Origin of the sequence: Curtobacterium sp. TXMA1 (assembly GCF_020162095.1) — a bacterium.
Lineage (GTDB): Bacteria > Actinomycetota > Actinomycetes > Actinomycetales > Microbacteriaceae > Curtobacterium.
In genome coordinates this window covers 1,733,165-1,757,442 of sequence record NZ_CP083910.1, presented here as the reverse complement: position 1 = coordinate 1,757,442, position 24,278 = coordinate 1,733,165, and the positions used below count along the sequence as shown (strand labels likewise).

Annotated in this window: 24 protein-coding genes; 12 read left to right on the top strand and 12 right to left on the bottom strand. The window is 71.2% G+C overall.

What is annotated here, in order from left to right; translation table 11 throughout:
- Positions 1–442 precede the first annotated feature (442 nt).
- Positions 443–1,429 (bottom strand): COX15/CtaA family protein, encoded by a 987-nt coding sequence (locus LCG91_RS08370; RefSeq protein ID WP_224441107.1) that lies wholly within the window; start codon positions 1,427–1,429, stop codon positions 443–445.
- 250 nt (positions 1,430–1,679) lie between these two features.
- Between LCG91_RS08370 and sufB the strand changes: the two genes are divergently transcribed.
- From sufB to LCG91_RS08345, 5 genes are read left to right on the top strand one after another with little or no spacing between them, the layout of a single operon-like run.
- Positions 1,680–3,098, top strand: a complete 1,419-nt coding sequence (gene sufB / locus LCG91_RS08365; protein ID WP_058727805.1) for a Fe-S cluster assembly protein SufB — start codon at positions 1,680–1,682, stop codon at positions 3,096–3,098.
- Positions 3,099–4,430: a Fe-S cluster assembly protein SufD gene (gene sufD / locus LCG91_RS08360; RefSeq protein WP_224441106.1), complete on the top strand. Its 1,332-nt coding sequence runs from the start codon at positions 3,099–3,101 to the stop codon at positions 4,428–4,430.
- Positions 4,430–4,756, top strand: a complete 327-nt coding sequence (locus tag LCG91_RS08355; protein ID WP_374109362.1) for a non-heme iron oxygenase ferredoxin subunit — start codon at positions 4,430–4,432, stop codon at positions 4,754–4,756. Before sufD ends, LCG91_RS08355 begins: the two co-directional genes overlap by 1 nt.
- 58 nt (positions 4,757–4,814) lie before the next feature.
- Positions 4,815–5,582, top strand: coding sequence for a Fe-S cluster assembly ATPase SufC (sufC, locus tag LCG91_RS08350; protein ID WP_058727807.1), 768 nt, complete (start codon positions 4,815–4,817; stop codon positions 5,580–5,582).
- Entirely contained in the window at positions 5,582–5,911 is a 330-nt protein-coding gene (locus tag LCG91_RS08345) for a metal-sulfur cluster assembly factor (RefSeq protein WP_022902786.1), read from the top strand. Before sufC ends, LCG91_RS08345 begins: the two co-directional genes overlap by 1 nt.
- A gap of 338 nt (positions 5,912–6,249) precedes the next feature.
- Here the strand turns inward: LCG91_RS08345 and LCG91_RS08340 are convergent, their stop codons facing one another.
- On the bottom strand, positions 6,250–6,849 hold the full coding sequence (locus LCG91_RS08340) for a biotin transporter BioY (protein WP_224441105.1): 600 nt from the start codon (positions 6,847–6,849) through the stop codon (positions 6,250–6,252).
- A gap of 115 nt (positions 6,850–6,964) precedes the next feature.
- On the opposite strand from LCG91_RS08340, the gene LCG91_RS08335 reads away from it, so the two are divergent.
- Positions 6,965–8,563, top strand: a complete 1,599-nt coding sequence (locus tag LCG91_RS08335) for an ABC-F family ATP-binding cassette domain-containing protein (RefSeq protein ID WP_058750254.1) — start codon at positions 6,965–6,967, stop codon at positions 8,561–8,563.
- A gap of 90 nt (positions 8,564–8,653) precedes the next feature.
- On the opposite strand, the gene LCG91_RS08330 is transcribed toward LCG91_RS08335, so the two are convergent.
- Genes LCG91_RS08330 through LCG91_RS08320 form a run of 3 tightly spaced genes read right to left on the bottom strand, consistent with a single transcriptional unit; the run spans position 8,654 to position 10,475 of the window.
- Complete coding sequence (locus LCG91_RS08330) at positions 8,654–9,694, bottom strand: SURF1 family protein (RefSeq protein ID WP_224441104.1); 1,041 nt, start codon at positions 9,692–9,694, stop codon at positions 8,654–8,656.
- Positions 9,691–9,999, bottom strand: coding sequence for a hypothetical protein (locus tag LCG91_RS08325; RefSeq protein ID WP_374109361.1), 309 nt, complete (start codon positions 9,997–9,999; stop codon positions 9,691–9,693). Before LCG91_RS08325 ends, LCG91_RS08330 begins: the two co-directional genes overlap by 4 nt.
- Positions 9,999–10,475 (bottom strand): DUF3099 domain-containing protein, encoded by a 477-nt coding sequence (locus LCG91_RS08320; RefSeq protein ID WP_058727810.1) that lies wholly within the window; start codon positions 10,473–10,475, stop codon positions 9,999–10,001. The genes LCG91_RS08325 and LCG91_RS08320 overlap by 1 nt, the downstream gene beginning before the upstream one ends.
- A 108-nt stretch (positions 10,476–10,583) precedes the next feature.
- On the opposite strand from LCG91_RS08320, the gene fabG reads away from it, so the two are divergent.
- Positions 10,584–11,366 carry a 3-oxoacyl-ACP reductase FabG gene (gene fabG / locus LCG91_RS08315; RefSeq protein WP_224441103.1) on the top strand — a complete coding sequence of 261 codons (783 nt, stop codon included), beginning with the start codon at positions 10,584–10,586 and terminating at the stop codon, positions 11,364–11,366.
- Positions 11,367–11,481: 115 nt separating this feature from the next.
- On the opposite strand, the gene serB is transcribed toward fabG, so the two are convergent.
- Together serB and LCG91_RS08305 are read right to left on the bottom strand one after the other, a co-directional pair.
- Complete coding sequence (gene serB, locus LCG91_RS08310) at positions 11,482–12,120, bottom strand: phosphoserine phosphatase SerB (RefSeq protein WP_224441102.1); 639 nt, start codon at positions 12,118–12,120, stop codon at positions 11,482–11,484.
- 79 nt (positions 12,121–12,199) lie between these two features.
- Positions 12,200–13,441 (bottom strand): glucose-1-phosphate adenylyltransferase, encoded by a 1,242-nt coding sequence (locus LCG91_RS08305; RefSeq protein ID WP_058750251.1) that lies wholly within the window; start codon positions 13,439–13,441, stop codon positions 12,200–12,202.
- Between the two features lie 47 nt (positions 13,442–13,488).
- Here LCG91_RS08305 and glgA point away from each other — a divergent pair, with 47 nt between their 5' ends.
- The 3 genes from glgA to LCG91_RS08290 all read left to right on the top strand — a co-directional run bounded on the left by glgA (position 13,489) and on the right by LCG91_RS08290 (position 15,865).
- Positions 13,489–14,688, top strand: a complete 1,200-nt coding sequence (glgA, locus tag LCG91_RS08300; RefSeq protein ID WP_224441101.1) for a glycogen synthase — start codon at positions 13,489–13,491, stop codon at positions 14,686–14,688.
- A 9-nt stretch (positions 14,689–14,697) separates the two neighbouring features.
- On the top strand, positions 14,698–15,480 hold the full coding sequence (locus tag LCG91_RS08295; protein WP_224441100.1) for an ABC transporter ATP-binding protein: 783 nt from the start codon (positions 14,698–14,700) through the stop codon (positions 15,478–15,480).
- A gap of 136 nt (positions 15,481–15,616) precedes the next feature.
- A complete protein-coding gene (locus LCG91_RS08290) occupies positions 15,617–15,865 on the top strand; it encodes a type B 50S ribosomal protein L31 (RefSeq protein WP_022905175.1) in 249 nt (82 codons plus the stop codon).
- Between the two features lie 768 nt (positions 15,866–16,633).
- On the opposite strand, the gene LCG91_RS08285 is transcribed toward LCG91_RS08290, so the two are convergent.
- Complete coding sequence (locus LCG91_RS08285) at positions 16,634–17,341, bottom strand: exonuclease domain-containing protein (protein WP_058727932.1); 708 nt, start codon at positions 17,339–17,341, stop codon at positions 16,634–16,636.
- 309 nt (positions 17,342–17,650) lie between these two features.
- Positions 17,651–19,363 (bottom strand): maltose alpha-D-glucosyltransferase, encoded by a 1,713-nt coding sequence (gene treS, locus LCG91_RS08280; protein WP_224441099.1) that lies wholly within the window; start codon positions 19,361–19,363, stop codon positions 17,651–17,653.
- A 269-nt stretch (positions 19,364–19,632) separates the two neighbouring features.
- On the opposite strand from treS, the gene LCG91_RS08275 reads away from it, so the two are divergent.
- Together LCG91_RS08275 and LCG91_RS08270 are read left to right on the top strand one after the other, a co-directional pair.
- Positions 19,633–20,622 (top strand): alpha/beta fold hydrolase, encoded by a 990-nt coding sequence (locus LCG91_RS08275; protein WP_224441098.1) that lies wholly within the window; start codon positions 19,633–19,635, stop codon positions 20,620–20,622.
- Positions 20,619–21,701 (top strand): glycosyltransferase family 4 protein, encoded by a 1,083-nt coding sequence (locus tag LCG91_RS08270; protein WP_058727817.1) that lies wholly within the window; start codon positions 20,619–20,621, stop codon positions 21,699–21,701. The genes LCG91_RS08275 and LCG91_RS08270 overlap by 4 nt, the downstream gene beginning before the upstream one ends.
- A 34-nt stretch (positions 21,702–21,735) precedes the next feature.
- On the opposite strand, the gene LCG91_RS08265 is transcribed toward LCG91_RS08270, so the two are convergent.
- The 3 genes from LCG91_RS08265 to LCG91_RS08255 form a co-directional block, all read right to left on the bottom strand.
- Positions 21,736–22,497, bottom strand: a complete 762-nt coding sequence (locus LCG91_RS08265; protein WP_224441097.1) for a hypothetical protein — start codon at positions 22,495–22,497, stop codon at positions 21,736–21,738.
- Positions 22,498–22,693: 196 nt separating this feature from the next.
- Positions 22,694–23,329: a histidine phosphatase family protein gene (locus LCG91_RS08260; protein ID WP_224441096.1), complete on the bottom strand. Its 636-nt coding sequence runs from the start codon at positions 23,327–23,329 to the stop codon at positions 22,694–22,696.
- Complete coding sequence (locus tag LCG91_RS08255) at positions 23,326–24,249, bottom strand: Sir2 family NAD-dependent protein deacetylase (protein WP_411955836.1); 924 nt, start codon at positions 24,247–24,249, stop codon at positions 23,326–23,328. Before LCG91_RS08255 ends, LCG91_RS08260 begins: the two co-directional genes overlap by 4 nt.
- Positions 24,250–24,278 lie beyond the last annotated feature (29 nt).

Genomic DNA, 24,278 nt, shown 5'->3' with positions numbered 1-24,278 from the left:
AACGGCGGGCCGACCGGGGCGACGATGTCGCTGTCGTGCGACGACCGCGGTGTCGTGGCAGTCGCGGGTCGCGCGCGGGCGCCGGCCGGGAGGCGCGGGACGGGCGGCAGACGGGCCTCCCGTCCGTGTCGTGGCCGGGCCTGCGCGGGGCGCGGAGCGGTCGCGTCCGCGCGAGACGGTCGCGTCCGCGCGAGACGGTGTCGCATCCTGGGGCGCCTTGCGCGGGCGGCGGCGTCGTGCGCGGGCGGCGGCGTCATGCGGTGGCGCCGGCGTCTCGCGGTGACGGCGGCGTCTCGCGGTGACGGCGGCACCACGCGGTGACACCGGCGTGTTGCGCATGGTCGCGGCACCGGAGTACCCCGGACGACGACATCCCACGCGTCGGCGCTCGGGTCGAAGGCGACGCGCGGGATGTCGGAGGAGCAGGCTGGCGGGCGCCGGGTCAGGCGGAGATGCGCTCCCGGACTGCCTGACGACCCGCGCTGCCGCGCGTGGAGAGCACGACGACGGTGACGGCGCCGACGAGGAGGCCGGCGAGCACCATGTGCGTCCCCACCAGGCCGACCGGCAGGCCCGTCCGCGCCTGGGTCAGGCCGACGGCGATCTGCACGAACTCGACGACGAGCAGGACCAGGGCCCAGCGGCTCGAGAGTCGCAGGACGACCGCGCCGACGACGAGCGCGAGGGTGAGGGCGAAGAGCGCGTACGCCGGGATCGCGTGCAGGTGCTCCATGAGCTGCGGGTCGAACCCCGTGCGGTGCAGGCGGCCGCCGTCGACGGCCTCGCTCGCTCCCGCGTGCGGGCCGGAGCCGGTGGTGAGGATGCCGACCAGGACGGTGACGACCACGGCGGCGACCGTGCCGCGGACCAGGCCCGTGTACCAGCCCGGCACCAGACGGGCAGCGGTGCGGGGGCCGTTCATCGAGCGGTAGACGAGCGTCGCCGTGACCGCGACGAGGGTGGTCGACACCACGAAGTGCAGGCCGACGACGAACGGGTTCAGGTTCGTGAGCACGCTGAGGCCGCCGATCACGGCCTGCACCGGGATCGCGATGCCCTGTGCGAAGGCGAGCCAGAAGAGCTCGGGACGCGTGCGGCGCATCCGGACCACGAGCAGGAACATCGCGACCGCGACGATCACCAGCACGAAGGTGAGCAGACGGTTCCCGAACTCGATCACGCCGTGGATGCCCATCTCGGGCGTGGACACGAGCGACTCGGCGGTGCACTTCGGCCACGTCGGGCAGCCCAGGCCGGAGGCGGTGAGCCGGACGAGGCCACCGGTGCCGATGAGCACGACCTCGACCACGAAGGACGCCCAGGCGAGCCAGATCACGCGGGGGTCGACGGCGCGGGGGAGCGACCACCACCGCGGGTCGCGGGTGCCGGGGCGGACGCCCTGCTCGACGGTGGGTCCGACGCGAGTCACGAGGGTGGTGCCTTCCTGTTGTTCCGTGCGGTGAACCTGTAGGATTCGAGGGTTCAGCAGCAGTCAAGTCTAGGCAGGCGCCGGCTCCGAATGGGCCGAGATCGCCGATCGGTCGGACGACTGCGTGGGACCATCGACGTTGCGAGGCAGCAACGCCGTGGGACTCCTGTCGGAGGTCCGCGGTGGAATGGCGTCCGGACGTCACGGGTTGTCCCGGAAGACGCTGCCGCGAGAAGGAAACGAGGAGACCATGTCCGACGTGCTCATCGACCGTCCAGAACTCGAAGGGCTCGGCCAGTACGAGTTCGGCTGGTCCGACTCCGACACGGCCGGTGCATCTGCGCGCCGTGGTCTGTCGGACGAGGTGGTCAGCGACATCTCCGCCCGGAAGGACGAGCCCGAGTGGATGCGCAAGCTCCGCCTCAAGGCGCTCACGCTGTTCGACCGCAAGCCGATGCCGTCGTGGGGTGCCGACCTGTCGGACATCGACTTCGACAACATCAAGTACTTCGTGAAGTCCACCGAGAAGCAGGCCCAGACCTGGGAAGAGCTCCCCGAGGACATCCGCAACACCTACGAGCGTCTCGGCATCCCCGAGGCCGAGCGCCAGCGTCTCGTCGCCGGCGTGGCCGCCCAGTACGAGTCCGAGGTCGTCTACCACCAGATCCGAGAGGACCTGGAGCAGCAGGGCGTCATCTTCATGGACACCGACACGGCGCTCCGCGAGCACCCGGAGTTCTTCGAGGAGTACTTCGGCTCCGTCATCCCGGCCGGCGACAACAAGTTCGCCGCGCTGAACACCGCCGTGTGGTCCGGCGGCTCGTTCGTCTACGTCCCGAAGGGCGTACACGTCGAGATCCCGCTGCAGGCCTACTTCCGGATCAACACCGAGAACATGGGCCAGTTCGAGCGGACGCTGATCATCGCGGACGAGGACTCCTACGTCCACTACATCGAGGGCTGCACGGCCCCGATCTACAAGTCGGACTCGCTGCACTCCGCCGTGGTCGAGATCATCGTGAAGAAGAACGCCCGCGTGCGCTACACGACGATCCAGAACTGGTCGAGCAACGTCTACAACCTCGTCACCAAGCGTGCGATCGCACACGAGGGCGCGACGATGGAGTGGATCGACGGCAACATCGGGTCGAAGGTCACGATGAAGTACCCGTCGATCTACCTCGCCGGCGAGCACGCCAAGGGCGAGACCCTCTCCGTCGCCTTCGCCGGCCCGGGCCAGCACCAGGACGCCGGCGCGAAGATGATCCACATGGCGCCGTACACGACGTCGTCGATCGTCTCGAAGTCGATCGCCCGCGGTGGTGGCCGCGCCGGCTACCGCGGCGAGGTCCGGGTCGACCCGGCCGCGCACCACGCCGCGAACACCGTCCGGTGCGACGCGCTGCTCGTCGACACGGTGAGCCGCAGCGACACGTACCCGGCGATCGACATCCGTGTCGACGACGTGCAGCTCGGGCACGAGGCCACCGTCTCCCGCGTGAGCGAGGAGCAGCTGTTCTACCTCATGTCGCGCGGCATGCCGGAGGACGAGGCCATGGCCATGATCGTCCGCGGCTTCATCGAGCCCATCGCCCGCGAGCTCCCGATGGAGTACGCGCTCGAACTCAACAAGCTCATCGAGATGAGCATGGAAGGATCCGTCGGCTAGATGTCGAACACCAGCACCAACCCGACACCGACCGACGGGGTCACCCCCGCGCCCCGCATCGACCAGCCGGTCGAGCCCTCGGCCGTGGCGCAGGGCCAGCAGGCTCCGTCGGGCCAGGCCCAGGGCACCGAACAGCACGGCGCTCGGGCGCACTCCGACGGCGGCTGGGACACGAAGGTCCCGGTCCAGACCCGCTCGGAGCGCCCGCAGTCCGGCGACCTCGACGCCTTCCCGCCGGTCACCGGCCGCGAGGTCAACTGGAAGTTCGCACCGCTCGCGAAGCTCCAGCCGCTGCTCGACGGCGGCCTCGACGGCTCCGCCTACCGGTTCCTGGCCCGCCAGACCGAAGGCGCGGACGTCGAATGGGGCCGGAGCGACGACCCGGTCGTCGGCTCCGCTGGCCTGCCCGAGGACCGCGCTGCGGCTGCGGCGTGGACCGCACGGGACGCGGTGCTCAAGGTGACGGTCAAGGCGACCGACGCCCACGAGTCGATCTCGATCACGCGATCGGACTTCGGCACGTCGGCCCGCGCAGCGCACACGGTCATCACGGCCGAGCAGCACGCGCAGGGCATCGTCGTGATCGACAACCGCGGGTCGGCGCTCCTCAGCGAGAACGTCGAGATCGTCGTCCGCGACGGCGCACGACTGACGGTCGTCAGCCTGCAGGACTGGGACGACGACGCGGTGCACGTGTCGACGCAGTTCGCCGAGGTCGGCCGCGACGCCTTCCTCAAGCACGTCGTGGTCTCGCTCGGCGGCGACGTCGTCCGGGTGAACCCCTCGACGCACCTCGGAGCGCAGGGCGCCGACACCGAGATGTACGGCGTGTACTTCGCCGACGCGGGTCAGTACATCGAGCAGCAGGTGTACGTGAACCACGACGCCCCGAACACCCGCGGTCGCGTCAACTACAAGGGCGCACTGCAGGGCGAGGGCGCGCACACGGTCTGGATCGGCGACGTGCTCATCGGTCGCGCCGGCGACGGCACCGACTCCTACGAGCAGAACCGCAACCTCGTCCTGACCGACGGCACGCGCGCGGACAGCATCCCGAACCTCGAGATCGAGACGGGCAACATCGAGGGTGCCGGGCACGCCAGCGCGACCGGTCGCTTCGACGACGAGCAGCTGTTCTACCTGCAGGCCCGTGGCATCCCCGAGGAAGAGGCCCGACGCCTCGTCGTGCTCGGCTTCCTGGTCGAGGTCATCCAGAAGATCGGCGCGCCCGAGCTCGAGGAGCGTCTGATCGCCGCCGTGGAGCAGGAGCTCGCCGACGGTCGCACCGCGGTCGCCGCTGCCGAGCCCGAGGCCGAGCAGGCGGACGCCTGATGGCCGAGAAGGTCTGCGCCGAATCCGAGATCGCCGTCGACAGCCCGATGCGGGTCGTCGTCGACGGCACCGCCGTGGCGATCGTCAAGGACTCCGCCGGCACCGTCCACGCGATCGGCGACACCTGCACGCACGGGGACATCTCCCTGGCCGAGGGCTTCGTCGAGGGCGACACGCTCGAGTGCTGGGCTCACGGGTCCCGGTTCTCGCTGGCGACCGGCAAGCCGCAGAACTTCCCGGCGTACGAGCCGGTGCCCGTCTTCCGGGTCGAGGTCCGTGACGGCGACGTCTACGTCGACGTGCACGACACCGTCCCCGTCGACTGAGCGACCCCACTCTCCTCCGCGGCTGACGCCGCACACCAGCTGCAACCGAAGGAACGCAATGTCCACTCTCGAAATCCGCGACCTCCAGGTCTCGATCGACACCGATCAGGGCACCAAGGAGATCCTGAAGGGTGTCGACCTCACCATCAACGAGGGCGAGATCCACGCGATCATGGGGCCGAACGGCTCCGGCAAGTCGACCCTGGCCTACACGATCGCCGGGCACCCGCGCTACAACGTCACCGGTGGCTCGATCACCCTGGACGGCGAGGACGTCCTGTCGATGAGCGTCGACGAGCGCGCCCGCGCCGGCATGTTCCTCGCCATGCAGTACCCGGTCGAGATCCCCGGCGTCACGGTGTCGAACTTCCTGCGCACGGCGAAGACCGCGATCGACGGTGAGGCACCCGCACTCCGCGGCTGGGTCAAGGACCTCCGCCAGTCGATGGCCGACCTCAAGATGGACTCGTCCTTCGCCGAGCGCAACGTGAACGAGGGCTTCTCGGGCGGCGAGAAGAAGCGCCACGAGATCATGCAGCTCGAGCTCCTCAAGCCGAAGTTCGCCGTGCTCGACGAGACCGACTCCGGCCTCGACGTCGACGCGCTGAAGATCGTGTCCGAGGGCGTCAACCGAGCGAAGGCGGCCACCGGTCTCGGCGTGCTCCTCATCACGCACTACACGCGCATCCTCCGCTACATCAAGCCGGACTTCGTGCACGTGTTCGTCGCGGGCAAGGTCGCCGAGCAGGGCGGCCCGGAGCTCGCCGAGCGCCTCGAGAACGAGGGCTACGACCGCTACGTCCAGGCAGCTGCGGCGGGCAACTGATGATCACCGCACTCTCCCCGGAGAAGTTCGACGAGGTCGTCGAGGGCCTCAAGGAGGTCCAGGACCCGGAGCTCGGCGTCAACATCGTCGACCTCGGCCTGATCTACGACCTCGCGATGGACGACGAGGCGAACGCGCTCGTGATCAGCATGACGCTCACGAGTGCGGGCTGCCCGCTGACCGACGTCATCGAGGGTGACACCGCGAACGCCCTCGACGGCATCGTCGACGCGTTCCGCATCAACTGGGTCTGGATGCCGCCGTGGGGTCCGGAGCGGATCACCGACGACGGGCGCGAGATGATGCGCGCGCTCGGCTTCTCGATCTAGGCGCGATCACCTGACGGACGGGCGCGCCCCGCTCGGAGACGACGCGGAGCGTTGCGCGGGGCGTGCCGACCGAGCCTGCGAGGGAGGACGGTGCCAGCGGGCACCGCGCCTCCCGTCCGTCGTTGGCGCCTCTGCGCGCGGAGCGCCCCGCTCCGGTCACGCAACCTGCCGCTCACGCCCGTCTCGGTCGCACGACCTGCCGCTCGGCTTCGCGCCTGACGGCATGTCGTGCGACCAGAACGGAGCCCGGGGACGGCCTCGGCGCCCGACGGCCGCCTCGCCGGAACGACGACGGGCCCCGCACCAGCAGGTGCGGGGCCCGTCGCGGTCCGGCGGCGTCAGCGGCGACCGGTGAGCCTCCACGCCAGGGGCAGGACGCCCGCGGCGATGAGCGCCTTGGCGACACCGCCGACGATGAACGGGTACAGGCCGGCGGCGAGCACCGACTGCAGGTCGTTCGGCGCGCCGAGCTGGCCGAGGACCACCGCGAGCCACGGCAGACCCGTGACGAACGGGATCGCGCTCGCGAGGAGCATCGCCACCGCCGCGCGGCCGACCTTCCGGTCCCAGTTGCGTCGAGCGAGCCAGCCGACCAGGCCGGCAGCGGGCACGAAGCCGATCACGTACCCGAAGCTCGGCGAGGTCAGCGCCGCGAGGCCGCCGGAGAACTCGGCGAAGAACGGCGCACCGGCGAGGCCGGCGACGGCGTAGACGAGCAGCGACAGCATGCCGCGTCGGGCCCCGAGGGTGGCACCGACGAGCACGACCGCCAGGGTCTGTCCGGTGATCGGGACCGGCCACATCGGGACCTGGAGCTGCGCCATCGCGGCGGTGAACAGGGCGCCGCCGGCGACCAGGGCGGCGTCGGTGGCCAGCCCCGAGGTGCGAAGACGGTCGGCGAGGACTGCGCGGCGAGCGAACCCGGTGGCGTTCGTCATGGATTCTCCTAGAATGGACTGCTGGTCCGCTTCCGGACCATCGGTCCCGTCAGCGTAGCGGTGCACCTCCCGCACACGTCGTTGTGCACATCACCAACTGATTGGACGTCCTCCTGTGCTTGCCGTGCACGACCTCGAGATCCGCGTAGGCGCCCGCCTCCTCATGGAGCACGTGTCCTTCCGCGTCGAGAAGGGTGACAAGATCGGGCTCGTCGGGCGCAACGGCGCCGGCAAGACCACGATGACGAAGGCCCTCGCCGGCGAGTCGCAGCCGACCGACGGCAAGATCGAGCGCTCCGGCGAGATCGGCTACCTGCCGCAGGACCCGCGGTCGGGCAACCCGGAGGACACCGCCCGCAAGCGCATCCTCGACGCCCGCGGCCTCGGTGAGCTCGTCGAGGGCATCCGGCAGGCGACGCTCGACATGGCGAGCGAGGACCCGGACACCGCCGAGAAGGCGATGCGCCGCTACAGCCGGCTGGACGACCAGTTCAACGCGCTCGGGGGCTACGCGGCCGAGGCCGAGGCGGCGTCGATCGCGTCGAACCTCAAGCTGCCGGACCGGATCCTCGACCAGCCGCTCAAGACGCTCTCCGGCGGTCAGCGTCGTCGCATCGAGCTCGCGCGCATCCTGTTCTCGGACGCCGAGACGATGATCCTCGACGAGCCGACGAACCACCTCGACGCCGACTCGATCACCTGGCTGCGTGAGCACCTCAAGACCTACGCGGGCGGGGTCATCGTCATCTCCCACGACGTGGAGCTCGTCGACGAGGTCGTCAACCGCGTCTTCTACCTCGACGCCAACCGTCAGACCATCGACGTCTACAACATGGGCTGGAAGCTCTACCAGCGGCAGCGCGCGGCCGACGAGGACCGCCGCCGCAAGGAGCGCGCGAACGCCGAGAAGAAGGCCGCGACGCTCAAGGACCAGGCCGCCCGCTTCGGCGCGAAGGCCACGAAGGCCGCTGCGGCCCACCAGATGGTCGCGCGCGCCGAGAAGCTCCTGGCGGGGCTCGAGGACGAGCGCGCCGTCGACCGCGTCGCCAAGCTGCGGTTCCCGACGCCCGCCGCCTGCGGCCGGACGCCGCTCATGGCCGAGGGGCTGTCGAAGTCCTACGGCTCGCTCGAGATCTTCGCCGGGCTCGACCTGGCGATCGACCGGGGCTCCCGAGTCGTCATCCTCGGCTTCAACGGGGCCGGGAAGACGACCCTGCTCCGCATCCTCGCCGGCGCCGACCAGCCGGACACGGGGGAGATCCTGCCCGGGCACGGCCTGCGCATCGGGTACTACGCGCAGGAGCACGAGAACATCGACGTGAACCGCACCGTGATCGAGAACATGGTGTCGGCGTCGCCGAACCTCACCGAGACCGAGGCCCGTCGCGTCCTCGGCTCGTTCCTGTTCACGGGTGACGACGGCTACAAGAAGGCCGGCGTGCTCTCCGGTGGCGAGAAGACGCGTCTGTCGCTCGCGATGATCGTGGTGTCCGGCGCGAACGTGCTGCTGCTCGACGAGCCGACGAACAACCTCGATCCGGCGTCGCGCGAGGAGATCCTCGGTGCCCTCGCCGGCTACGAGGGCGCGGTCGTCCTGGTGTCGCACGACGCAGGCGCGGTCGAGGCGCTCAACCCGGAGCGCGTGCTGCTGCTGCCGGACGGCACCGAGGACCACTGGAACAAGGACTACGCGGAGCTCGTCGAGCTCGCCTAGCGGCCCCTGACGGACGGGAGGCGCGGTGTCGGCCGGCACCGCGCCTCCCGTCGTGTACGGGGTTGCGAACCGGCTGTCGGCGGCTCCTCGTCAGCGGTGCGCGCCGAGCAGCTCGTCCTCGACCTCGTCGTCGGACCGCGGCTTGGCGTCCTTCCGCCGCTGCCGCTCGAGGGCACGCTCGCGCTCCTCGGGGTCGTCCTGGTTGAGGTTCCGGTACTCCTGCACCATCACGTAGCCCAGGAAGCCGAACCCGCCCGCGGCGAAGAGGAACCACTGGATGAAGTAGCTGAGGTGCAGGCCGGTGTCCGCGGAGGGCCGGTCCCAGCCGAGGGGGCGGGACTCGGGGGGCGCGGGCGACTCGGACGCGAGCTGGCCGTACGCACCCGTCCAGATCGGCGTGTCCACCTTGTCCGCGACGTCGGCGAGCGTCACCGACTGCACCTGGTCGGTGTGCGACGGATCGGTGCGCCCCGGGATGCGCGGCTCGCTCTGCTGCAGGCGCGCCGTCACGGTCACCACGCCGCTCGGGGGAGCGGGGACATTGTCCGGCGCGTCCTGCCGGTTGCCGGTCGGCACCCAGCCCCGGTCGACGACGAACGCGCGACCGTCGGCGGTCACGAGCGGCGTGAGGACCTCGAACCCGGGCTGGCCGTTGTGCACGCGGTTGCGGACGAGGAGCTGGTCGTCGACGTCGTACCGGCCGGTGACCTCGATGCGGAGCCACTGCTGGTCGTCGTCCCACGACGAGGCGCGGGGGAGCGCCTGGTCGAGCGGCACCGGGGTGTGGTCGTAGTTCTGCGCGATTTGGTCGTTCTGCCGGACCGCCTCGTTGCGGCGGTCCCACTGCCACATCCCGAACAGCGCGCAGATGATGGCGAACGCCACGGCGATGGCGAAGTACCCGAGCCAGCGACGGCTCCGGACGAAGGCCCAACCGACGGTCGGGCCGACCGCCACGGTCGTGCCGACGGACGCGGCACCACGGCCGGACGCGTCGGTACTCGCGGATGCGGCGCCGTCGTCGGTGCCGCCCGTGGTGGTGCTGCGATCGGGACGACGCCCGGCGTCGCGCTGCAGCTTCGCGGCGTGCTTCCGACCGTAGCGGGCGGTGGGGTCGAACTCGTCCGTCATCGTCCGGTGCCGGTGGAGCGCACCCCGACGTCGTTCTTCGGTGCGTCCTCACGCGCGCGGACGTCGTCGAGGCTGTCGACGTCCTCGTGCATCCCGGTCACCCGGACCGGGAACGAGCGGGAGCGCAGGTAGTCGGCGAGGAAGTCGCAGTGCTCCTCGCACGCGGCCCAGATCTTCACGCGGTCGACGGCGTGGATGCGCGGGTTCCGCCAGTTGATCCGCCACTCGGCGGTGTTCGTGCACCCCGCGCGGGAGCAGACCGGGGTGGAGCCGGGCTCCGTGAACAGGTCGAAGGTCGCGCCCATCAGCGTCGCGTCCGGGACTTCGTGGACCAGACACGGGAACGGTCCCCGTTGCGCTGCCACTCTTCCTGCGCGTGCTGGGCCTGCTCGCGCAGGCGTTCCTGCTCGGCGCGGTAGGCCTCGGCGCGGGCGTCCTCCTGCTGCTCACGGAGTCGGGGGTCGACGGCGTCGTACAGCTCGATGGCACCGGCTGGTGTGACGATGTCGCTCTCGGCGTTGCTGCCGGCGTTCGCGAGGATGACCGCGACCCACGGGATCACCGCGGCGAGCACGATCGGGATGACCGCGAGCCAGGTGTGCCAGGTCGTCCAGATGAGGACCGCGCCGATGAAGCACACGACGCGCACGGCCATCTGCCAGACGTACTTGGACAGGCGGTGTGCCCGGTCCAGCTCGGGGGAGTCAGGCAGGGACGTGATGCTCTGCGTGGACCCGGAGTGGGTGTGCGTCGCGTGGAACCGGCGCTGCGTCGACTTCATACGGTGTTCTTCCATTCGCCAGGGTCAAGCCTAAGCCCCGACCACCGACAGTTGACCCGCCGCGCGGGGGACAGCTCCGGGGAACGGCTCCGGTACGCTCGTCCGGGCGTGTCCAGCGGCCGACGGCCCCGCTGTCGGACCGGCGCACGCCGCGTCACCACACTCGAACGGAGCGATCATGACCACCCCCGTACCGTCCTCGTCACCGGCGGCAACCGCGGCATCGGCCACGCCCTCGCCGCGCGGTTCGTCGCCGAGGGACACCGCGTCGCCGTGACCTCCCGCAGCGGTCAGGGCGGCCCCGAGGGTGCGCTCACCGTCGCCGCCGACATCACGGACTCCGCCTCGGTCGACGCCGCCTTCACGCAGGTCGAGGCCGAGCTCGGACCGATCGAGGTGCTCGTCGCGAACGCCGGCATCACGAACGACCAGCTCCTGCTCCGCATGTCGGAGGAGGACTTCACCAGCGTGGTCGACACGAACCTGACCGGGACCTTCCGGGTCGTCAAGCGCGCGACCAAGGGGATGATGAAGGCGAAGTTCGGCCGCATCGTGCTCATGTCGAGCGTCGTCGGCGCGTACGGCCAGGTCGGCCAGGTGAACTACGCCTCGTCGAAGGCCGCACTCGTCGGCATGGCCCGCTCGATCACGCGCGAGCTCGGCTCCCGGGGGATCACCGCCAACGTGGTCGCGCCCGGGTTCATCCAGACCGACATGACCGCGGCGCTGCCCGAGGAACTGCAGGCCGAGTTCAAGAAGCAGATCCCGGCCGCGCGCTACGGCACGGTCGACGACGTCGCCGACGCCACGCTGTTCCTGGCGAGCGACGGCGCCGGGTACGTGTCCGGTGCGGTGATCCCGGTCGACGGCGGCCTCGGGATGGGGCACTAGCCCGAGGGACTCGAGCGACCTCACGCGCGCAGCGACACCTCACGCCGACCCGCGGCCGTGAGGTGTCGCCCACCGCGTGAGGTCGCTCTCGTCCGCCGTCGGCCGACCACGCGCGTCAGCCGCGCAGGCCGAGCATCGCGAGCACGGCGGACAGGTCGCGGTCCACGACCGCGACGTCGGCCTGCTCGCGCACGCGCGGCTTCGCGTCGAACGCCACGCTGAGCGCCGCGACGCGCATCATCTCGAGGTCGTTCGCGCCGTCGCCGACCGCCACGGTGTGCGCGGCGTCCACGCCGTCCGCCTGCGCCCACTCCCCGAGCGTCGCCGCCTTCGCGTCGGCGTCGACGACGGCGCCGAGCACCCGGCCGGTGAGCGTGCCGTCGACCACCTCGAGCCGGTTCGCCCGGCAGTGGTCGAGGCCGAGTCGGGAGGCGAACGGGTCGAGCACCTCGTGGAAGCCGCCGGAGACGACGCCGACGGTGCCCCCGGCGGCGTGCACGCCGCGGACGAGCTCCTCGGCGCCCCGCGTCACGCGGACCGCCCGCTGTGCGCGGGTGCAGACGTCGGCCGGGAGGCCCGCCAGGGTCGCGACCCGCTCCCGCAGGCTCTCGGCGAAGTCGATCTCACCGCGCATGGCGCGCTCCGTCACCGCCTGCACCTGTGGCCGGGTCCCGGCGTGGTCGGCGAGCAGTTCGATGACCTCGTCCTCGAGCAGCGTGGAGTCGGCATCGAGGACGACGAGGAAGCGTGGCACGGACCAACGGTACCGACAGCAGGAGGCGCGGCGACGTCTGTGACGTCAGCCGCGCCTCCAGGCCGGTGCGGTCGGTGGGTCAGGCCTCGACGCGCACGCCCTTGCCCACCACCGTGATACCGGACTCGGTCACCGTGAAGCCGCGGGCCTCGTCGGTCTCACGGTCGACGCCCACCTGCGCGCCGGGCGCGATGACCACGTCCTTGTCGAGGATCGCGCGATTCACGATGGAGCCGGCGCCGATCGACGCACGTTCGAACACGATCGAGTCGAGGACCTTCGCACCCGAGTCGATGCCGCACCACGGGCCGATCACGCTGCGCTCGACCTGGGCGCCGGAGAGCAGGCAGCCGAGCGCCACGATCGAGTCGACCGTCGAGCCCGTGTTGCCGTTCGCGTCGCGCACGAACTTCGCCGGCGGCAGGTTCGTCTGCTGGTTGAAGATCGGCCAGTCCTGGTTGTACAGGTTGAAGACCGGGACCGGCGCGATGAGGTCCATGTGCGCGTCGAAGAACGAGTCGATCGTCCCCACGTCGCGCCAGTAGTACCGGTCGCGTTCGTTCGAGCCGGGGACGTCGTTCCGCTGCAGGTCGTACACGCCGGCGTCGCCGCGGGACACGAAGTCCGGCACGATGTCTCCGCCCATGTCGTGGTTGCTCGTCTCGATCTGCCCGTCACGGAGCACCGCGTCCACCAGGGCATCGGCGTCGAAGACGTAGTTGCCCATCGACGCGAGGATCTCGCCGGGCGAGTCCGCGAGGCCGACAGCGTCCTTCGGCTTCTCGAGGAACGCGTCGATCTTGGTCGGGTCGTCCTGGTCCACCTGGATGACGCCGAACTGGTCGGCGAGCCCGATCGGCTGCCGGATCGCCGCGACCGTGGCACTGCGGCCGGAGGCGATGTGGGCCTCGATCATCTGGTGGAAGTCCATGCGGTAGACGTGGTCGGCACCGACCACCACCACGATGTCCGGGCGCTCGTCGCGGAGCAGGTTGAGCGACTGCAGGATCGCGTCCGCGGACCCGGCGAACCAGCGCTTGCCGAGTCGCTGCTGCGCCGGCACCGACGCGACGTAGGACCCGAGCAGTCCCTCCATGCGCCAGGTCTCGGCCACGTGCCGGTCGAGGCTGTGCGACTTGTACTGGGTCAGGACGACGATCTTCTGCAACCCGGAGTTGACGAGGTTGGAGAGCGCGAAGTCGATGAGGCGGAAGTTCCCGCCGAACGGGACTGCGGGCTTCGCGCGGTCGGCGGTCAGCGGCATGAGCCGCTTGCCCTCGCCGCCGGCGAGGACGATGCCGAATACCTTCTTTGGTGCCATGTGGTTCACAGTAGGCGTCCGGACTGCGAACCCGTTACGTTGAGTCCGTGCGAGTCGATCTACTGACCAGGGAGTATCCGCCGGAGGTCTACGGCGGAGCGGGTGTCCACGTGGCCGAGCTCACGGCTGCGCTGCGGTCGGGGACGGACACGGACGTGCGCGTGCGTGCCTTCGGGGCGTACCGCGACGAGGAGGGCGTGTGGGCCTACCGCACGCCCGAGGGCCTCGAGCACGCGAACGGCGCGCTGCAGGCGCTCGGCACCGACGTCCGCATCGCCGCCGACGTCGAGGGCGCTGACCTGGTGCACTCCCACACCTGGTACGCCAACGCCGCCGGGCGCATCGCGCAGCTCACCCACGGCGTCCCGCACGTGGTCACCGCGCACAGCCTCGAGCCACTGCGCCCCTGGAAGGCCGAGCAGCTCGGGGGCGGCTACCGCCTGTCGAGCTGGATGGAGCGTGAGGCGTTCGAGCAGGCCGACGGCGTGATCGCCGTGTCCAAGGCCATGCGCGCCGACATCCTGCGCTCGTACCCGTCGATCGACCCGGCGAAGGTGCACGTCGTCTACAACGGCATCGACATCGACGAGTGGAAGCCGACCGTCGACGAGGACGCCGTGCGCGCCCTCGGCATCGACCCGTCGCGCCGCTCGGTCGTGTTCGTCGGCCGGATCACCCGGCAGAAGGGCCTGCCCTACCTGCTCCGCGCGGTGGCGTCGCTGCCGTCCGACGTGCAGATCGTCCTGTGCGCGGGCGCGCCCGACACCCCCGAGATCATGGCCGAGGTCACCGGTCTCGTCGAGTCCCTCCGACAGGAGCGTGACGGCGTCGTGTGGATCGACCGCATGCTCTCCCACCGGGAGGTCGTCAACGTCCTGTCCTCGGGCACGGTGTTCGTCTGCCCGTCGATCTACGAGCCGCTCGGCATCGTCAACCTCGAGGCGATGGCGTGCGGCATCCCGGTCGTCGGGACGAAGACCGGCGGCATCCCGGAGGTCGTCGCCGACGGCCTGACCGGGCGCATCGTGCCGATCGACCAGGCGCAGGACGGTACGGGCACGCCGAACGACCCCGACCGCTTCGTCGCCGACCTGGCTCGCACGCTCGACGAGGTCCTGGCCGACGAGGGGCTCGCGAAGCTCATGGGACGCGCCGGACGTCTGCGCGTCGAGAGCGAGTTCACATGGGACGCGATCGCGCACCGCACACGGCAGGTCTACGACGAGGTGCTCGCCCGGAAGCCGTAGGCTGGAGCCATGCCCTCGGTCGTGCGCTTGTCAGACGTCTCCGTGGTCCGCAACGGGGCCACCATCCTCGACGGGATCTCGTGGGAGGTGCAGGACGACGAACGCTGGGTGGTGCTCGGTGCCAACGGTGCGGGCAAGACCACGCTGCTGCAGGTGGCGGGTGCCCAGACGTTCCCGACCTCGGGCAGCGTCGAGGTGCTCGGGACCGAGCTCGGCGGCGCGGACCTGTTCGAGCTGCGTCCCCGCATCGGCTTCGCGTCGACCGCCCTCGCCCGCCGCATCCCGGTGACCGAGAAGGTGGTCGACGTCGTGCTGACCGCCGCCTACTCGGTGACCGGCCGCTGGAACGAGGAGTACGAGGAGCTCGACGTCCGCCGTGCCCAGCGCGTGCTCGACGAGTGGGGCCTCAGGGACTTCACCGACCGCACCTTCGGTGAGCTGAGCGACGGCGAGCAGAAGCGCGTGCAGATCGCCCGTGCCGTCATGACCGACCCCGAGGTGCTGTTCCTCGACGAGCCGGCCGCGTCGCTCGACCTCGGCGCACGTGAGAGCCTCGTGCGCACGCTCGGCGGCTACGCCCAGAGCAGCGACTCGCCGGCCATCGTGATCGTCACGCACCACGTCGAGGAGATCCCCGAGGGCTTCACGCACGCCCTGGTGCTCGCCGACGGCACCGTGCAGGCCGCCGGTCCGATCGACGAGGTCCTCACCGCCCCGACGCTCTCCCAGGCCTTCGGCGTCGAGCTGACCGTGTCCAAGGACGCCGGTCGGTACACGGCGCGCGCAGCCTGACGCTCCCGATCCGGCCCGTCGTCTGGTAACGTGGACGGCTGGCGCACGCCGCAGACTTCCCGCGCGGGGGTCCCGATCGAGTCCGCTCGAACCGGCCGTCCGCGCATCTCCCACCATCTCCAACCGAGGAATCTCCATGAAGACCGACACCCACCCCGAGTACAACGCCATCGTCTTCCGCGACCTGGCCTCCGGTGAGACGTTCCTGACGCGTTCGACCGCGACCAGCGACAAGACCATCGAGCTCGACGGTGCGACCTACCCGGTCATCGACGTCGAGATCTCGTCCGCGTCGCACCCGTTCTACACGGGCAAGCAGCGCATCCTCGACTCGGCCGGTCGCGTCGAGAAGTTCAACCAGCGCTTCAAGGGCTTCAGCAAGTAAGTCCGCGTTCGCGCTCGGACGGGCGGTCCTCCTGCGGGAGGGCCGCCCGTTCTGCGTTGGTGGGCAGTGCTCAGTGCGGCGGTGCTCGGTGCGGGCGGCGGGCGGCGGGTGCGGGTGGCAGGGATCGAACCACGCTTCCGACGTCGAACCCGCGCGTCGCCGTGGTTCGATGTCGGGAACGTGGTTCGACGTCGGAGCAGCGGGCGGGCGATGCAGCGGCGGCGCGTGCGCGGCGCTCGCGCACAACGCGGAGCACGTGGCGCCACGCGATGACGTGGTTCGAGGTGCATTCGGTTGTGCCGACCGCGATCGTCCCGGCGCGCACAACGACCTGGAGGCTCATCCTGCGTCCGCAACTGCACTCGCCAGTGGACGCGGTACCGTGCGCCGGCTGGTCGCCTCCGTCCGTGCAGCGCTCGGTTCCGCCTGTGGCGCGTCGTGCTCGCGCACCACGCCGGGCACGTCCTGCCGCGCAACGACGCGGTTCGACGTGCGTTCAGCTGTGCGCGCGGATCGAGCCGCCGCGCGGCCGCCGGATCGCGCCGCCGCGCGATCACACCGCCGCGCGATCGCACCGCCGCGCGATCGCCGCGATGCGACGGGACTGCCCGCCTCGAACCACGATTCCGACATCGGACCAACGCGCCGGCCTGGTTCGACGTCGGTGCCGTGGTTCGACACGGGCGATGGGCGACGGGCGACGGGCGACGGCGGGCGACGGCGGGCGCGGGTAGCGCGCGGCGCAGCTCGATGGGGAGCGTTCGGGCGCTACGAACCGTTGCGGTGCGGCCAGCGACCGTCAGCGGTGAAGGAGGGGTCGCGCTGCTTCCGCATGTAGTCCTGGAACGACGTGGCCTGGTCGGCGCACCAGCCCACCTGCTTGCGGTGGAGCTCCTCCGCGGAGACCCCGAGCTCCTCCGGGTACTTCGCCGCGATCGCCTGCGCGACACGCCCGGCAGCGATGGCGTCCGCACCGGCGTCGTGCGCGTCGGACAGCGTCACGCCGTACAGCTCGGACGCGGCCTCGAGCGTGCGCTTGCCCTTGCGGTACGTGTCGAGGGCCTTGTCGATCACCAGCGGGTCGACGACGTTGCCGATCACGGGGGAGGCGATGCCGTGCCGACGGGCCTCGCGATCGAGCACGGTCAGGTCGTACGGCGCGTTGTAGATCACGAGCGGGATGCCCCGGGCGAAGACGGCCTCGACCGCGGCGACGATCTCCGCGACGACCTCGCCGGCGGGGCGCCCCTCGGCCTGCGCACGCTCGGTGGTGTAGCCGTGCACGGCCGCCGCGCCCTCGGGGATGGCGATGCCCGGGTCGGCGACCCAGGCGCCCTCGACGATGGAGCGACCGGTCATGTCGATCAGGCCGACGTGGGCGGTGACGATCCGGGCGGTCTCGACGTCGACCCCGGTCGTCTCGAGGTCGAACACGCCGAGGGCGTGCCACCAGGGGCGACCGCTGAGGTCCTGCACCGCCGCGGCGGCAGGTGCGGGCGTGTCGAGCGCTGTTGCGGAGTAGGTCACGCGACGAGGCTAACGGGACACCACCGACACGCTCCACGCGACCCGCCTGCCGGGGGTGCGCCGCGCCTCCAGGCCGACACGTCGACGCGGTCACCGGCCGACACGACGACGCGGTCACCGGCGGACACGTCGACGCGGTCACCGGCGGACACGTCGACGCGGTCACCGGCGGACACGTCGACGCGGTCACCGGCCGACACGACGACGCGGTCACCGGCCGAGGCCGGTGACCGCGCGGGATCGTGGTCGCGGACGTGCCTAGACGCCGACCGGCGCCCCCACGTGCAGCCAGTAGAAGGACTGCGTACCCATCGTCAGCGTGACGGTGCCCTCCTCGTCGAACGACGGGAACGAGCCGCCGCCGAACAGGTCGTAGAGGGGCCGCCCCGCGAACTCCGGCGCCGAGATCGTCACCGACGTCGGGTTCGTGGCGAAGGAGAACACGCAGAGGACGTCCTCGGCGGACGGGCCGAACTGCTGCCCGGACCCCTCCCACGACCGGACGAACGCGAGCACCGACTCGTTCGTCGTGTCCTGCACGTGCAGGGAGCCCATGCCGAACACCGGGTGGGCCTTGCGGACGTGGATGACGTTGCGCACCCAGTGCAGCAGCGAGCGGGACTGCGCGAGCTGCGCCTCGACGTTGACCTGCGCGTAGTTGTAGACGAGCGACTGCACGACGGGCAGGTAGAGCTTGCCCGGATCGGCGGTCGAGAAGCCCGCGTTCCGGTCCGGCGTCCACTGCATCGGCGTGCGCGAGGAGTCGCGGTCGGGGAGCCAGATGTTGTCGCCCATGCCGATCTCGTCGCCGTAGTACAGGAACGGTGACCCGGGCAGCGAGAACAGCAGCGCGTGGATGAGCTCGAGCTCGGCGCGGGAGTTGTCGAGCAGCGGGGCGAGACGGCGGCGGATGCCGATGTTCGACCGCATCCGCGGGTCGTAGCCGTACCAGCCGTACATCGCCTGCCGGTACTCCTCGCTGACCATCTCGAGGGTCAGCTCGTCGTGGTTGCGGAGGAACACGCCCCACGCGGCCTTCTCGGGCACGTCGAGCGTCTCGGACAGGATCGCCTTGAGCTCGGCGGCGTGCTGGGCACGGAGCGAGTAGAAGATGCGCGGCATCACCGGGAAGTCGAACGCCATGTGGCACTCGGGCTCCTCGTCGGTGCCGAAGAACGCCGCCGTCTCGCGCGGCCACTGGTTCGCCTCGGCGAGCAGGACGCGACCGGGGTACTCGTCGTCGACCATCGCGCGGAGCTTCTTGATGAACTCGTGCGTCTCCGGCTCGCCCTCGCCGTTGCCCTCCTCGGACTCGAACAGGTACGGGATCGCGTCGAGCCGCAGCCCGTCGACGCCCATGTCGAGCCAGTGACGGACGACCTCGTAGACGGCCTCGACGACGGCCGGGTTCTCGAAGTTCAGGTCGGGCTGGTGCGAGAAGAACCGGTGGAAGAAGAACTGTCGTCGGACCGGGTCGAAGGTCCAGTTCGACTCCTCGGTGTCGACGAAGATGATGCGGATGTTCTCGTAGTGCTCGTCGGTGTCGCGCCAGACGTAGAAGTCGCCGTAGGGACCGTCCGGGTCCTCGCGGGACTGCTGGAACCACTCGTGTTGGTCCGACGTGTGGTTGATCACCATGTCGATGACGATGCGCATGTTCCGCTCGTGCGACTTCGTGACGAGTTCGCGGAAGTCGTCGAGGGTGCCGAACTCGGGCAGGATCGCCTTGTAGTCGGAGATGTCGTACCCGCCGTCGCGCATCGGCGACTGGAAGAACGGCGGCAGCCAGATCGCGTCGACGCCGAGCCACTGCAGGTAGTCGAGCTTGCCGATGACGCCCTGGATGTCCCCGATGCCGTCGCCGTTCGAGTCGACGAACGAGCGGATCATGCACTCGTAGAAGACCGAGCGCTTGTACCACTGCGGGTCCAGGGTCAGGCCGGGCAGCTGGATCGGGGCCGTGAAGGTCAAGCGTGCTCCTCGTCGTCTGCGGGCCGGCGACGTGGCCCGACTCCGGCCACAGTAGGCGCGTGCTCCTGCTGCTGTCCGCGGGTCGGGAGCCCGACCGCGTCGCGCGGCCGGACGGCGGGTCGGCACGGCGGTCGACGACACGTCCCGCAGGTCGTCCGGCAGGTCGGCCGGGAGGCGCGGTGCCCCTCCACAGCGTCCCGTGCGCCCGCCGTCGTCCACAGCCGCGCGGGGCGCACCCCCGTCGGCCCCTGCTTCGTAGACTGGCCGGGATGCAACCCCCCGTGATCTCCCCGTACCAGTCGCTCGTCGCCGCGACGCCCGTCGTGCACCGGGCCGTGACCGTCGACGGCCGCACCACGCACTACTGGGAGTACGGCCCTGCGGACGCGACCGAGACGGTCCTCGCCGTGCACGGCTTCCGTGGCGACCACCACGGCCTCGAGACGATCGCCGCGCACCTGCTCGGCAAGCGCGTGGTGGTCCCGGACCTGCCCGGGTTCGGGATCTCCGACCCCCTGCCGGTGTCCGACATCGACTCGTACGTCTCCTGGCTCACCGGGTTCCACCGGGCGCTCGGTCTCGACACCGACACCGTCGTGCTCGGACACTCGTTCGGGTCGATCGTCACGGCGGCCGCCGTCGCCACCGGGCTCGACACGCGGCTGCTCGTGCTCGTGAACCCGATCGCCGCGCCCGCGCTCCAGGGGCCGCGGGCGATCGGCACCGCGATCGCGATCGGTTACTACCGCGCCGGCGCCCTGCTGCCGCGCGTGCTCGGGCTCGGGCTGCTCCGGAACGGGGCGATCGTCCGGGCGATGAGCCTGGCGATGCTCAAGTCCCCTGACCGCGACCTGCGACGCTGGGTGCACGACCAGCACGACCGGTACTTCTCGGCCTTCGCGGACCGCACGAGCGTGCTCGAGGCCTTCCGGACCTCGGTCACCCACGACGTCTCCGAGTTCGCCGACCGCATCGAGGTCCCGGTGCTGCTCGTCGCAGCCGAGCGTGACGACATCACGGCACTGCCGGAGCAGCGGGCTCTGACCAGACGGCTCCGCGACGCCGAACTCGTCGTCGTCCCCGACGTCGGACACCTCGTCCACTACGAGACCCCCGGGGTCGCCGCCGACGCGGTGCTCCGACGGATGGCCGACACGCCGGGGTCGCGGCGGACCGGGCGGGGGACGGCTCGCGGCACGAAGCGCGGGTCCGCACGGACTGCCCGGACGGGTGCCGACACGGGGGAGTCCGCGTCGTGAAGCGTCTCCGGATCGGCATCGACTGCCGCTACGTCCGGATCGGTCGGCACGACGGCATCAGCCGCTTCACGGCCGGCATCGTGGCGCACCTGCCCGATCGGCACGACCACGTGCTGCTCGTGCACGACGAACGGCAGCTCGCGTCCCTGCCCGAGGGCATCCCGTGGGAGCGGATCCCGGCACCGACCGACGCCGGTGAGCCACTCGTCGCCCGGGCGGTGAACCGACTCGGGCTCGACGCGGTGTTCTCGCCGATGCAGACCATGGGGTCGCGCGGCCGCCGGTACGCGCTCGTGCTCACGCTGCACGACCTCATCTACTACCGGAACCGCACGCCCCCGCGGGAGTTCTCGTGGCCGATCCGGCTCGGGTGGCGGCTCTTCCACCTGAGCTGGGCGCCGCAGCGCCTCCTGCTGAACGGTGCCGACGGCGTCGTGACGGTGTCCGAGACCACCGCGGGGTTGATCGAGCGGCACCGCCTGACGAAGCGGCCCGTCACCGTGGCGTACAACGCCGCCGACCCGGCCGCGCCACGCGACCTCGCGGCCGGACGCTCCCGGACGCTCGTCTACATGGGTTCGTTCATGCCCTACAAGAACGTCGAGACGCTCGCGGCCGCGCTGCCCCTGCTCGGCGCCGACTGGACGCTGCACTGCATGTCCCGGGTGTCCGATGCCGATCGCCGTCGGCTCGAGGCACTGGCACCGTCCGGGTCGATCGTGTTCCACGACGGCGCCTCGGACGACGAGTACCTGGCGACCCTGCGGAGCGCGACCGCCCTGGCGACGGCCTCGTTCGACGAGGGCTTCGGCATCCCCCTGGTCGAGGCGATGGGGGTCGGCACACCCGTGGTCGTCAGCGACGTCCCGATCTTCCGCGAGATCGGCGGCGACGCCGCCGAGTACTTCGATCCGTCCTCGCCGTCCGCGGTCGCCGCTGCGGTGCGCCGACTCGAGGACCGGTGGGACGAGGCCGCACGGGCCTCGCTGGAGCGGGCGGCGCGGTTCCGGTGGCAGGACTCCGCGGAGCAGGTGACACGAGCGGTCGAGCGCGCCGTGGAGGACCGGCAGCGCCGGTGAGCCCCCGCGGCAGGGCACACCGGGCGGAGTGCCGTCAGGTCGACTGCCGCGAGCTGACGTCGGCGCCGGGGAACACCGCGTGTGTCTCCCGCTGGGCGACGTCCATGATGGCCGCGAGGGCCTCGCCGGTGCCGCCGGTGGCGAGTTCGACGCGTTGTGCGTCCGCCGCGTCCGTCGGTGTCTCCGAGCCCCAGTCGCACCGCACGCCGACGACGCCGCCGATGGCCGCGACCGTCCGGGCCACCTCGAGCCGCTGACGCGTGACCTCGGCGTCCGTCGTGACCCCGACGGCCAGGGTGTCGAGGCGGACCTCCGCCGACACGGTCACCCCGTTGCCGCCCGCGTCGGCAGCCGCAGCGCTCAGCGCTCGGACGAGATCGACCTGCTGTCCGACCGACAGGCCCGGAGCCGCGTCGACCACGGCCGACACCCGGTAGGCAGCCAGGGAGTCGCGGGTCGTCTCCTCCTCGCGGACGGCGCTGACCCCCGGCACGGCTCCTGCCGCGCTGCGGAACCGGTCGAGCGCTGCCTGCGGGCGTGGGAACACCCCACCGACCCCGGTCTGGATGCTGCCCACGATGACCGAGAGCACGACGGCGATGACGACGCCGACCCCGACGAAGGCCAGCGTGATGACGGTGCCGCGTCGGACCCGTTGGCCGATCGACGGCGTCGCGACCGACGCCGTCTCCGGACCGAACGCGCGGTCCAGGTCGTCCGCCGGGCGGACACGGTCCTCTGCGGGGCCGGGACGGTCGCCCCGCGCTCCCTCGTCCGCCGGTCCCTGGTTCGTCACGGCCCCTCCTCGCGCACGGGTGCGAGCGCCACCGGACGGTGGTCAGGTCGCCCGTGGACCGGAGCCTAGTCCGGGCGGTGCGAGGCCAGACCACACCCGCGGTGACGGTCCGGTAACGGTCCGTCAGAGCGCGGCCGTCACCAGGCCGGACCAGAGCGGACGACGCTCCGGATCCGCGGCGCGCGGTCGCCTGGCCCTACCGACGCTCGAGCGGGTTCTGCTCGGCGAAGGTTTCGTCGCCGGTCTGCTCGGAGACGTCGTCGAGCGGGTCGTCGAAGCGGACGAGCTCGGCGCGGAACCGCTCGGGGTCCCAGCGGAACGAGTGCACGGACCCGTTCCGGATCGGCGTCGTGTACCGGTCCGCCGTACCGGGAGCCGCGGCGTTCACGACGGCGCGGATGACGGCGCCGTGCGTCGCGACGACGACCGACCCGGCGTCGAAGCGGACGGCGATCTCGGCCAGGGTCTCGGTGGCTCGCGCCAGGAGCGCGGAGCGGGACTCGCGTCCGGGGATCTCGTCGTCGGGGTACCGGCGGGCCACCTCGGTGTCGGTGAGCCCCTCGGCCTCGCCGTACGAGCGCTCCGCGAGACCCGGGTACGTCGTCGGCTCCGGGAGGCCGAGGTGGCTGGCGATGATCGCGCCGGTCTCGAACGCACGCGAGAGCGGTGAGGCGACGACCGCGTCGAACCGTCGGCGGCCGAGGAGCAGCGCCGTGGCCGCGGCCTGTGAGCGCCCGGTGTCGTTGAGGGGGATGTCGGTCGAGCCCTGGATGCGTCGCTGCGCGTTCCAGTCGGTCTCGCCGTGCCGGACCAGGGTGAGGAGCGTCGTCACCCGTCGATCCTGCCAGAGCGACCAGGAGCGGGCGCCTCTCGAGCGGCCGGCGCAGCGCCCGACGACGGAGCGGCCGACGGCGCGGCGCCCGACGGCACCAACCGTGCGGCCAACGCCTCGAGTGTCTCCGTCGTGCCGGCGTCGAGCTTCGCCGCCGCCCGGCGATCGCTGCGGGTGGCCCCGCGGTTCACGATGACGACCGGGTGCTTCCGCCTGGTGGCGTGGTCGACGAGCCGGACGCCGGAGTTGACGGTGAGCGACGAACCCACGACGAGCAACGCGTCTGCCTCCGCGACGATCGAGACGGCCTCGCGGAACTTCTCGGCCGGGACGAACTCGCCGAAGAACACCACGTCGGGCTTCAGCACCCCGCCGCACACCGAGCAGTCCGGCACCCGGAACCGTTCGACGTCGGAGATCTCGACGTCGCCGTCCGGCTGGAGCTGCACGGTGCCGGGGTCGTCGATCCACGGGTTGTCGCGGTCGAGCACGGCGGCCAGGTCGGCACGCGAGAACACCTGTCCGCACGTCAGGCACACCGCGCGGTCCATCGAGCCGTGGATCTCCACGACGCGGCGCGACCCGGCGCGCAGGTGCAGACCGTCGACGTTCTGCGTGACGACGCCGGTGACGATGCCCGCGTCCTCGAGTGCGGCGAGCGCCCGGTGGCCCGTGTTCGGTCGGGCGGCGGCGAAGGAGCGCCAGCCGAGGTGCGACCCGGCCCAGTACCGCTGGCGCTTCGCGGGGTCGGAGCGGAACTCCTGGAACGTCATCGGCTTCCGCACCACGCGCCCCTCGCCGCGGTAGTCCGGGATGCCGGAGTCGGTGCTGAGACCGGCGCCGGAGAGCACGGCGACACGCTTGCCCGCCAGGAGCTCCACGACGCGGTCGAGCTCGTCCGTCGTCGGGTCGGTCAGCACGTCGTCCACGGTACCCTCAACAGCCGAAC